The sequence below is a fragment of the Microcoleus sp. Pol12B4 genome, assembly GCF_036701385.1.
In the GTDB taxonomy this organism is placed as follows: Bacteria; Cyanobacteriota; Cyanobacteriia; order Cyanobacteriales; family Microcoleaceae; genus Microcoleus.
The window spans coordinates 2,689-14,046 of the sequence record NZ_JAUBQR010000173.1; the positions used below are offsets into that span (position 1 = coordinate 2,689).

The window sequence follows — 11,358 nt, forward strand, 5'->3', positions numbered from 1 at the left end:
CCGCCTTGCCAATCCGCCATGTCCTGCTGCCCCGCACGCAAGCTTTCGCGAATTTTAAGGCAAGCTTGTTCTCGCAAAACTGCGGCAACCTCTGATTCTGAAAGGGCTGAGGCTACATCCGGGCGATCGATATCCGTTGTCCGCATAAAATCAGTATCAAATTCATCTGTCATTCGATTTTAGATTTTAGATTTTAGATTAGAAAAATATTTGTGGGGTTCAGCATTTTCAAACGGTATCAGAAACCGACTTGCTTTAGTTGCGATCACCTCTGCGCAGAACCCAAACCGTCATTGGGCCAACATCGATCGACCTACATCTGAGGTTAAAAATCCCCAAGTATTCAACCTCTACCGTTTCCATTTCGGTATCGGCTAAACTAACACTATCTATTGAAGCTTAAATTGAAACCAGCATAAAATTCAATACCCAAGCCTTTTTTACAGGACAAACCCTCAATGGAAACTCACCTCAAAACCAATTCCCCCCCGCCCAAGCCAAACCCAAACCCAGCTAACAAAAGCACAACTCGTTTTGCTGTGGCGTTATTCTTAACTTTATCTTCGACCATTGCTTTGCCTAGCTGCGGATCTCCCCTGCCCAACGCTACAGGCGGCGGAGCTTCATCTAGCATCCGTGAAAACCAAGTTCCCGCATCGGCTCCACCACCCCCACCCGCACCCGAGCCAGCAGCCCAAAGGCCAAAAGCTCCTGGTTCATCAAAAAAAGCAGCAGAAACTCCACCAACCCGTCCCCAACTGATTAAAAAAGCCGAACTCAGTGTAGTTGTCAAATCTATTGACGCCAGCACTAAATCTGTTACTAATATTGTCGAAAAACAGCAAGGCGATATCTTGGGTTTCCAAAATCAAAAGCCGCCGGATTCGAGTGTCCGCCAAACGGCGTCTGTGGAGATTCGCGTGCCTCAAGAACGTTTAGAAACGACTTTAGAGGCTTTGGCAAAACTCGGAACTGTAGAGAACCGTTCTCTGACGGCTGAGGATGTTACCGATCAATTAGTTGATAACGAAGCTAGGCTGCGGAACCTCCGCAAATCGGAGGAAATGGTGTTAAAAATTATGGAGCGATCAGGCTCTGTCGGCGACGTGCTCAAAGCTGCTCAGGAGTTGAGCAATATTCGGGAGTCGATCGAACGCATTGACGCTCAGTTAAAAAGCTTGCGAAATCAAGTAGCCTATTCGACTATTAGCTTAACTCTAGAAGCAGCAGTATCTGCTCAACAAAGTCAGGAACCTTCTCTAGGTTTGCGGGTACAGGAAACTTGGGGGAAAGCGACTCATTCTGTTGGCGAATTGACGCTCGGCTTATTTGCTTTGGGTATTTGGCTATTGGCTTATAGTCCCTATTTTCTGTTAATTGCGGCTGCGGTTTACGGCTTTAATCGATTTAAGAAACAGCATTCTGTTGTTCCGCCAATTCAAGAACCGAAACCGCCTCAGTAGTCAGTGGTCAGTTGTTCGTTATTATTAGCTTTCCAGTCAACAGTCAACAGTCAACTGACCACTGACTAATCATCAATTTGCCATCCATCTTTGGTATAGTCTTCATCCACAATCTTTTTGGGACGCATCACCAGAACAACTCGCCCCAAAATAGGAATATCTGGGGATTGTTCAAACCAGTACAATTCTAAATTGCCCCCGTTATCGGCGAGGAAATAACTTTCAGCATCCCACTGTCTTTGGGCTCGATCGGCAATAATCAAAACTTCTTCAACTTTGCCTTGCAGCGGTACCGGCAATTTATCACTCATTCCCAAAACCGCCACCGGATCTTCAGCGTTCAAAATTACCTGCCATCCGGGAATCGCCACCCAAGCTCCCGCTCCGGAAAATTTTACCATTCGGAACGGCTCGATTTCCTCCGGCAAAGGCACTGCCACCAAATCTGTAGTAGAAAGCGGCAATTTGCCCACAACCGGGACAACGCGTGGCAATTGTTCCTCGGTATCGAGCCGGTAGACTGGCAAGCGGGGCGCTTCCCGTCTCGCAACTACGGTAAAATCAACCAGCAACTGCTCAATTTGCGCCCTAGCGGTTTGGCTGCTAGCTAATTTTAAACCGCGAGCAATTAAGCGCGATCGCTCTTGCAAATCGCTTTTCTGTCTCGCCAATTGCCAGCATTGGTAAGCCATAGCATCGCCGGGAGTGTCTGTGAAACCTTGGGGAAGACTCCCGAAGTGCGAAAACTCCTTGATCGCTTTAGCAACTTGGCGAGCATCGTCAACATCCAAATTGTGGGTTAGCATCAAAGCAGCCGCCCCGGCCCGCTCTACTTGAGAGAGAATCCGAAACTCGTACAAGATATCGCTACCTTTGCCCAAAAAGTGCGATCTAACTTCCTCGGAAGCCCCAGCATTTACCATGCTGGTGTAAACTTGGGCTGCAACGCTCACTTGATTTTGCTGAATTGGCTCAAAACCTGTTTCTTCAAAAATCCTTTGAGAGTTGTAGCCAGCTTTTAGCAGTGCAGTGCAGGCTTGTCCCCACTCTACCCAAGTGCCTTCTTTTCGGCGGAGCGATCGAATTAACTTTTCGGCATCCACAGCAGTTGTGGAGGATGCAGATGCAGGAGGGGATGAATCTTGCGGTGTATCAGTCATAATTGAATCAAAAACTAGCGCTAAGTTATGTGTGGTTAGATACCGGCAAGGTTCGTGTCGCGGCAGAGCGATAGATTAATAGTAAGTGAGTTATGAGACTATTGTTACAGAATAGTTGCTCGCCTAAATTTACAAAGGGGAGTTTATCGTATTGTTATGGATAATGCCATTTCAGAGCTCGATCAAATTAAACGCCAGCTCATGACCCTACACAGACCGAAAAAGCCCAAAATGCTGGTAGTAGACGACGAACCAGACAATCTGGATTTACTCTACCGCACTTTCCGACGAGATTTTAACGTGCTCAAAGCTGAGAGCGGAATTCGCGCCTTGGAAGTCCTCGGCATCGAAGGCGAGGTCGCCGTCATCATTTCCGACCAGCGGATGCCCGAAATGAAAGGAACGGAGTTTTTGAGCAAAACCGTCCCCCAGTTTCCGAATACGGTCAGAATTATCTTGACTGGTTTTACGGACATTGAAGACTTGGTGGATGCGATTAACTCAGGACAGGTTTACAAGTATATCACTAAGCCTTGGGACCCGAACGAACTGAAAATGGTGGTGCAAAAGGCGGCCGAGACTTATGAAATTCTCAAGCAGCGGACTGAGGAATTGGATCGCGCCCAAAATCAAATACAACTGTTAGCAACAATCATGCAAACGGCTGTGGATTATCCGAGTTTGGAAGCAAGTTTAGATCCAATTGCTACTGCTATAAGCGATAATTTTTTGGCGGACTCTTGCATTTTGCAACTGGTGGAAGAAAATGTTTTAATACCAGTCCAAGGCACTCACACCACTGGTTCAACTGTGGAAAATTGGCTGGCAGATGATCCTCTGGTTCGAGAAGCAATTACCTCTCAAACTATTCAGGGTGCTGTGAATATTGGACTCGACACAAACCTAGCGAGTCTGCCGCACTATCAGAAATCCGGCATTCAAGCTCACCTGAGCATCCCAGTGATTCACAAAGGTCGATCGATCGCCCTGATTTCCATGCAGTGGAAGCAACCTTGTTCCCTGCGCCCAGACGAACTCACAACAGTTCACCTCGCCGCTCAAGAAGTTGCTTTGGTATTGACGAGTTTTCAGGGTCATTAGTCATCAGTCATGAGTCATCAGTCATTAGTCCTTAGTCGGCTCTAAGTCTTGAGTTTAAAATGATAGCAAACCAATGATTCTCGACCAAAGCTCACCGCTCGCTAACAAATAAAAAAGCATTAATGACTGGCGACAGCATGACATGAAAGCACGGATTAATTATTTTTTCGGCTGATAAATTACCAATTATCAATCACCCATGAAAAATGAGAAATGACTAATAACGCCGAACAAATTAAAACTATATTTAATCGAATAGCACCAGTTTACAATCAATTGAACGACTGGTTGAGCTTTGGGCAACACCGGATTTGGAAGCAAATGGCGGTGAAATGGAGCAGTGCCGGCCCCGGCAATACTTGTTTAGACTTGTGCTGCGGCAGCGGGGATCTAGCTTTGCTGCTGGCAAAACAAGCAGGGCCGACCGGTTGCGTATTTGGAGTAGATTTTTCCGCCGAACAATTGGCCGTGGCTGCCAGGCGCGATCGACCTTTTCTCACCCCTATAAGTCCCATTTCCTGGGTAGAAGCTGATGCCCTAAACTTGCCTTTTGCTGACAATTACTTCGACTGCGCCACAATGGGTTACGGTCTGCGTAACGTGACTGACATCCCCCGCAGTCTTCAGGAATTGCACCGCGTACTCAAACCCGGTGCAAAAGCCGCTATTCTCGACCTCCACCGCCCCAGCAATTCCCTAATGCGGAGCTTTCAGCAGTTTTATTTAGACACTCTCGTAGTGCCCCTTGCTCAGCAATTTGGCATGACTCAAGAATATGCTTACATTAATCCTAGTTTAGAAAAATTCCCGATCGGCCAGGAGCAAGTAGCGATCGCCCGCCAAGCCGGATTTACCTCCGCCACCCACTACCCCATTGCCGGAGCTATGATGGGAGTATTGGTATTAGTCAGTTGACTGTTAACTGTTAACTGTTGTCACTTGTTAACAATTAACAATTAACAATTCCCAATTCCCAATCCCCAATTCCCAATTATTGATGAATCCGTCTGAAATTTGGCTGTTGTTGGCCCCACCTGTAGTGGGAGGAATTATTGGCTATTTCACTAACGATATAGCTATCAAAATGCTGTTCCGCCCCTATCGAGCTATTTACATCAAAGGGCGGCAGTTGCCTTTCACTCCAGGCTTGATCCCCCGCAACCAAGAGCGCTTGGCAAAGCGAATTTCCGACACAATTATGGGTTCGCTGCTGACGCCGGAGGAGCTGCAAAACTTAGCGCGCCGCCTCCTGCAAACCGAGCGGATGCAGTCGATAATTCTTTGGCTGCTGCAGTTGGCGCTGGATCAGGTAAAAGCAGACGCAGAGCAAAAAACCTCTAAAATTCTCGCTAACATTCTGCGAGATTTGCTGGGGGAATCTGTGCCTCGAATTCTCAAAGTTTTGGCGCGCCGGGAAGATTTTTTAGAAGCTCAGCTAAATCAAATTTTTGACCAAGTTTTGCTGGAGATTCAGCTAACGGAAGCTCAGGCTGCTCAGCTTGCTGAGTGGTTGTTGCAGGTAGTAATACCACCGGAAGTGCTGCGGCAGGCTTTAATTGACTTTTTGACGGATCGCAATATTTCGATCATCGATGAAGGGTTTCGAGAGAAAACCAGCGGCACTTATTGGGTAGTAGCAAATTTGTTTGGTTTGCGGAACACTTTAACTCGGCTGCGGACTTTTTGTCTGGATGACAGAGAAGCGACAAATCAGCGGTTAGCAGAGTTAACTGTTTCTTTGGGAATTCGCGGGCGAATTCAGGAATGGCTGCAAAATTTGTCGATGCAAAATTTACCGGTTTCTACTGTGAGACAGTTGCGAAAAACTATGCGCGACAGCGTTCGCAGCTACGTTCAGCAGAGGGGTACAGAGGTACTTGAGGGGTTGAGCAAATCTATTGATTGGGAAAATATTTCGCGGTTGATTCTCAATCGATTGCAAACTTCAGCGGTGATGAGCGCTTCCCTGGAAATTGTAAGCAAAGAACTGGCTTTGGTTTTAGAGCGCTATTTAGAGCGGGATTTAGAAAATATTGTAGCTCAGGCTATCCCGATTTTGAATATCGACCAGGTGATTGTCGATCGAGTAAAAGGTACTTCTCCTGAAGAGTTGGAGTTAGCAATTCAGGGAATTGTCCAAAGCGAGTTGCAGGGAATTGTAAATTTAGGAGGCATTTTGGGTGTTTTTGTCGGCTGTTTGCAGACAGTTGTGGTTTGGATTCAGCGGTGATTTATTTCGGCATTTGTGAGATATTTGTTGTAGTATAATATTCACTCTAATTACGCCCAAAGTACCAAAAACGCTGTTTTTCGGCAGTAGTTGCCACCTAAGTCAGAGGGTTTTTGGTAGAAACCGGGTTGTTGTGGCCCAATCCTAATGTACATATTTCCTAAATCTATGCCAGCCCCAAATTCGGACGATCGCACAAACATCCCAAAAAACCCGCGCAACCTCAGCCGCCAACAATACGAGCGTTTAACCGCAGAAATGGCCACTCCCTACCGGCCTCTGCGACAGTTTGTTTACGTAGCTTGTGGCGCTTCGGGCTTTATCGGCGGCTTGGTTTTCCTCGCTAAAATTGCCTCTGGCCGGGAAATTGGTTCTGCTTTGCCTAATTTTGCCCTTCAAGTCGGAGTTGTGGCCCTGATGGTGTTCCTGTTTCGCTGGGAGCAGCGCACCGAGGGCCGAACCCCGAAGTCTAAGTAACCAAAATTTACAAATCGAGACAAAAATCTATCTGAGGCAAGGAAAAGTTATAAATATAAAGAAATTATTATGAAATCCTGGTTTACCAGCGATCCCTGTAATACTAAGAATGTGGCTTCAATTGGGGTCAGCAGATTTAAAGGCCCTAATCATAAACCGCTTGTAATTCGTTCAATTGGGGTCAGCTTTCATAAAGACCCTAAATATATAAAATAAATTTAAGCCTAGCGCCAGCCTTCACTGATAGAAGAGCTGGCGTTCGGCATTTTGCTAGGATCGGGAGATTGGGAGAGAGCATCAGTAGGGTGCACACGCCGCACAGGGAGGCCCGTACAAGCGCCCTGAACCGAGTTTTTTGCCTAGCATCCGATATAGGTAATACCAGTTCCCGAAATCATGCAACTGTAGACCCGTGTTTAAAACCACGATCGTCATCAGTCATTCGCAATTCTAAAATCTAAAATCTAAAATCTAAAATGGTATAAGTGTTGGGGCTATCGAATAATTTGGTATTTCCCGAAGACCTTAGCCTGTGCAGTAATTAATGAGATGTGTCAAAGTCTAAGTAGAAAAAGATGTTGGGAGGTTTTACTATGGGTCGCTCATTTTTTCAAGGGCGGTGGACGTTATTTTTTGCAGCAGGCGCGGGAATAGTATTTTACAGCAATGCTGCGACGGCTGCCGAAAAGGTAGTGCTCAAATACAGTGCGATCCGAATGACTTTACCCGTCAGCGAATTAGAAATTTTTGCAGAAACTGGGCAAATGTCGCCCGCGTTAGAAATGTTGCTGGGAAAGGCAAAAAAAGACCCGGAAGTGGTTCGCAACAGTCTGACGAGACCAGTAAAAGTCAGTCAAAGCTTTTTGGATCGGACGCTTAAGAGCAAGGTTGGGGAAATAATTCTCGATGAAGTCGGTCAGGTAATTAGCACTCCTTCTGGGAATGCAAATCGAGAAGCATTGCGCGAGGCCTTGGTGCTGTCTGCAACTAATGATAACGAGATTACACTGCTGGAAGCGATGAAGAATTATCCTACTCCAGAAGTTTATGTTGAGGGCGATCGCTTAGTTGAAGCTTACGGTAAACTTGTAGCTTTGTCAGAACAATTGGGCGGCGTTTCAGAACGACTGCAAGACATTTTAAATAAGATTCGCCTGCCTAGACTGTAGTTGATGTTTTGAAGGACGGTTGATTGCTTCGAGCGATCGCACAATGTTTCTGAATCTGCATCAATTACAGGGGAGTTGCATTTTTTTGTGCAAAATTTGCCTAATTTTGACACAAGTTTAAAAAAAGAATGCAACGGTAAATAAGCTTCAAACCTAACGGGAATCAGGCATTCTCAAATCTAAAATCTAAAATGGTATAAGTTGGCTGTAATAGAAGTGTCGGGATAAACCTTCGATGGTTTACACAAATTTAAAATAAAATATATATTTTGATTAATAAAGCTCTGTAAGTAAAAAAGAGGGAAAGACCTTCTGTATCCCCAATAAACTGAAATATTATCGGGTGGACATTGCAGATTATCTATCTTAAGATAGGTCAAAGCTGTAAGAGTCAGGCGCTTGGGGAAAAACCACGGGTAATTAGTAAGCTCGTGCTATAAAAGACACTATTACGCAACCTATACGCCAAAACTCTTGACTAAAAAAAGTTGAAAAAAGGTGAGAGACTGTATTAATTAACAGCACCTCAATTCCCCATAAAACCGTACTTGCCAAGATAGCCTAGTTTCACTATATCGACGGTATTTACTGAGTAACATTAGCAACATGAACCACAATCCTATTCGTTCAAAAGACCGTTTCTTGGTTTTCGGTGCTCCGGCGATCCAAGATGCTGAAATTCAAGAAGTGGTGTCAACCCTGAAAACAGGTTGGTTGGGTACTGGCCCGAAAGTCATGAGTTTTCAAGACGAATTCAATGCTTACAAGGGTTCCCAGTACGCGATTGCAGTCAATTCTTGTACGGCGGCACTGCACTTGAGCATCCTCGCTGCTTCGTTACAACCGGGGGATGAAGTCATTACTACTCCAATGACTTTTTGTGCCACAGTTAATGCGATTATTCACGCAGGGGCAACACCGGTACTGGCGGATGTAGATCCGGTGACAATGAATATTGACCCGGCTCAAGTCGCAGCTAAAATAACTTCAAAAACTAAAGCCATTTTGCCTGTTCACTTCGCAGGTCGTCCCTGCGATATGGATGCGCTTTGCGAGATTGCTCGCCGTCATAGCTTGAAGTTAGTTGAAGACTGTGCTCACGCGATGGAAACAGAGTACAAGGGGCGGAAAGCAGGCACATTTGGCGACTTCGGATGCTTCAGCTTTTATGTTACCAAAAATATCACGACGGGTGAAGGAGGAATGATTCTGGTCTCCAGTCAAGAAGATACCGACAGGCTCAACATTTTAGCGCTACACGGTATGAGCAAAGATGCTTGGAAGCGATTCGGAGACTCGGGTTACCAGCATTACGAAGTGGTGGGAGTCGGTTTTAAATACAATATGATGGATCTGCAAGCTGCGATCGGCATTCATCAAATGAAACGAATTACTCCTTATTGGCAGCGACGGGAGCAGATTTGGCAGCGATACAACGAAGCATTTGCCGATCTGCCGATTACTTTGCCGGCGAAGCCCGAACCGGATACAATTCATGCTTATCACCTGTACACCATTCTGGTAGATGAAGCCAAAGCAGGAATCAGCCGCGACGAGTTTCTCAACGCTATCAATGCTGAAAATATCGGTGTCGGCGTACATTACATGAGTATACCGGAACATCCTATCTATCAAGAAATGTTTGGATGGCAGCCGGAACACTATCCGAATGCTGCGTACATCGGGCGGCATACAGTTAGCTTGCCGATTTCGGCAAAATTAACAGATGCAGATGTGGAAGATGTAATCGCTGGTGTTAAAAAATGTTTGGCGCTCGGCCAAGCTAAAAGTCTAGTTTTAGCAACAGCAGACTAAAGTCGTTAAAGGGGTTGTCATTAAAACATCCTAGCTGTTTTTTACAAAAAACAAGTAGGATGTTTTTTAACTCCCCAACTCTCTGTTAGTTTTTAGCGCCTTGGCAGCCATTTTACTTAAATGTTATCGTTTTACAGTACAATCACTCTCAGGTTACTGAATCTGCTTTTAAATAAAACAAGATAAAACAAGACATCTCTATAAACTGAGCACTCCTCTCCTATGTGAATAGGCTTCTTGCAAAAGCCCTTTTTATCACTTTATTGAGCAGGCGGGATGCCCACACAAAAAAATGACTCTTGTGAAATGGACAGGAGAACCCGTCCAAGTTATTATTCAAGAGGTCTACTGTTTAGATGAAAGCAGACAAATTTGAGTTGATTAAAAATTAATGCTATGTTAAAACTTAGTGCTTTATTCCCATATCATTGCAATAACCGAGCTATCAGCCACGTATTTTTTTCAGTGTGCAAAGAATGGCAAGGCCCTGATCTGAAGGCACTTATGGTTGTCCCGAGTTGCGATCGCGAGTGCCGCGACTCCAATATAGTTGAAGCAATTCCGTCCTTTCTGACACAATTGTATTACCGCAGCCCTAGTGCTCCCAGAATTAAGGCAGAGAAGCGTTTTATCAAAGAGCTCAAAAAATTTGATGTTGCCTACTTGTGGCCCGGTACCTCAGTAGATACTGTAAAAAGCGTTAACAAGCAGAGTAAGGCGATTTTTTGGGAGCGAGTTAATAATTCTCAAAGGCAAGCTAAGAGTATCCTTGACGATGCTTACTCTCGCTTGGGGTTGCAACCTCAACACCACATTACCCCAGAGAAAATTCAGAGAGAAGAGCAAAAACTTAAGGAAATTGACTTTCTGTTTTGTCCTAGTCCGATAGTAGTAAAATCGTTTCAAGAAGCCGGAGTTTCTGAAGAGAAACTGCTTTTAACGACAGAAGGTTGGTCGCCCGAGCGTTTCCCTAATTATCAATCCCAAAAACCGCCTTCAGAGGAAGTTAACGTCCTTTTCCTAGGTTTTGCCTGCGTCCGCAAAGGGGTTCACCTGCTCTTGCAGGCTTGGGAGCGAGCTGGCATTAAGGGATCGCTGACAATTTTTGGCAAACTCGAACCGGCGATCGCTCAAACTTGCAGGGATTTGCTGAAACGTTCTGATGTAGTTTATTTTGATTATGCTTTGGACTACAGTTCTGCCTATCGCCAAGCAGACTTTTTTGCCTTTCCCAGTCTTGAGGAAGGTAGCCCACTCGTCATCTATGAGGCAATGGGTCATGGTTTGCCCATTCTCGCTTCACCGATGGGAGGAGGTGGTGTTGTGCGTGATGGCATTGAGGGCATAATTCTTCCTCCCTACGATACTGACGCCTGGGTGGAGGGACTGCGAAAACTATCTAATTCTCCTGATTTGCGGGCTAAAATGGGAGCCGCCGCCCGTCAGCGAGCTTTGGAGTTGACTTGGCCACAAGTTGCTGCTAGGCGTCAAGAGCAGATTCTACAGAAAATGAACGCAAAATGAAAAATAGGCGTTGCTTAATCAGGGTATGACAAAGATCAGTTGAAAATCCCCAAGCTTTGTCGATACTGGTTTCTATGACTGGCATATTTAGCCTTTCATACCGTAAATCAGCAACGCCCAAAAATAAATAGGGCTTACGGTGCAAAAGGTTTGTAATCAGATTGATGTGGACGGTTTGATGTACTGCCACTCTAGCACTGTTAATTTTATTTTGTTCAGCATTCTTATAAATAATTTTGGCAATAGCCAAGTCAACAGATAGCAGCCGCAGTCTCTCTGTCTGGGGGTTTCAGGCTAATTTTATCTTGAAAATTCTGAGAGTGCGTGACCAGTAGGCTGCCGAAATTAATCCGCACTGCGTAAGCAGAAATACTGTCCCCTGCAATTTGATGCCCGAAGTTCAGCTCGACACTCACTCT

9 protein-coding genes are annotated in these 11,358 nt (G+C 45.4%); 8 read left to right on the plus strand and 1 reads right to left on the minus strand.

The window, feature by feature from the left end:
- Window positions 1-458 precede the first annotated feature (458 nt).
- Window positions 459-1,463, plus strand: a complete 1,005-nt coding sequence (locus QUA38_RS21160) for a DUF4349 domain-containing protein (protein ID WP_333165216.1) — start codon at window positions 459-461, stop codon at window positions 1,461-1,463.
- A gap of 65 nt (window positions 1,464-1,528) precedes the next feature.
- Here the strand turns inward: QUA38_RS21160 and QUA38_RS21165 are convergent, their stop codons facing one another.
- Window positions 1,529-2,623, minus strand: coding sequence for a RuBisCO accumulation factor 1 (locus tag QUA38_RS21165; protein ID WP_333165217.1), 1,095 nt, complete (start codon window positions 2,621-2,623; stop codon window positions 1,529-1,531).
- A 156-nt stretch (window positions 2,624-2,779) separates the two neighbouring features.
- Here QUA38_RS21165 and QUA38_RS21170 point away from each other — a divergent pair, with 156 nt between their 5' ends.
- The 7 genes from QUA38_RS21170 to QUA38_RS21200 all read left to right on the plus strand — a co-directional run bounded on the left by QUA38_RS21170 (window position 2,780) and on the right by QUA38_RS21200 (window position 10,939).
- Window positions 2,780-3,724 carry a response regulator gene (locus tag QUA38_RS21170; RefSeq protein WP_333165219.1) on the plus strand — a complete coding sequence of 315 codons (945 nt, stop codon included), beginning with the start codon at window positions 2,780-2,782 and terminating at the stop codon, window positions 3,722-3,724.
- A 213-nt stretch (window positions 3,725-3,937) separates the two neighbouring features.
- Window positions 3,938-4,639, plus strand: a complete 702-nt coding sequence (ubiE, locus tag QUA38_RS21175; RefSeq protein WP_333165221.1) for a bifunctional demethylmenaquinone methyltransferase/2-methoxy-6-polyprenyl-1,4-benzoquinol methylase UbiE — start codon at window positions 3,938-3,940, stop codon at window positions 4,637-4,639.
- 82 nt (window positions 4,640-4,721) lie between these two features.
- The gene (locus QUA38_RS21180) at window positions 4,722-5,954 is read left to right on the plus strand and encodes a DUF445 family protein (protein ID WP_333165223.1); all 1,233 of its coding nucleotides are present in this window, start codon (window positions 4,722-4,724) and stop codon (window positions 5,952-5,954) included.
- 168 nt (window positions 5,955-6,122) lie between these two features.
- Window positions 6,123-6,431 carry a DUF3493 domain-containing protein gene (locus tag QUA38_RS21185; RefSeq protein ID WP_333165225.1) on the plus strand — a complete coding sequence of 103 codons (309 nt, stop codon included), beginning with the start codon at window positions 6,123-6,125 and terminating at the stop codon, window positions 6,429-6,431.
- A 593-nt stretch (window positions 6,432-7,024) separates the two neighbouring features.
- Complete coding sequence (locus tag QUA38_RS21190) at window positions 7,025-7,600, plus strand: alpha/beta hydrolase (RefSeq protein WP_333165227.1); 576 nt, start codon at window positions 7,025-7,027, stop codon at window positions 7,598-7,600.
- Between the two features lie 606 nt (window positions 7,601-8,206).
- A complete protein-coding gene (locus tag QUA38_RS21195) occupies window positions 8,207-9,415 on the plus strand; it encodes a DegT/DnrJ/EryC1/StrS family aminotransferase (RefSeq protein ID WP_333165229.1) in 1,209 nt (402 codons plus the stop codon).
- 504 nt (window positions 9,416-9,919) lie between these two features.
- Complete coding sequence (locus QUA38_RS21200) at window positions 9,920-10,939, plus strand: glycosyltransferase family 4 protein (protein WP_333165231.1); 1,020 nt, start codon at window positions 9,920-9,922, stop codon at window positions 10,937-10,939.
- Window positions 10,940-11,358 lie beyond the last annotated feature (419 nt).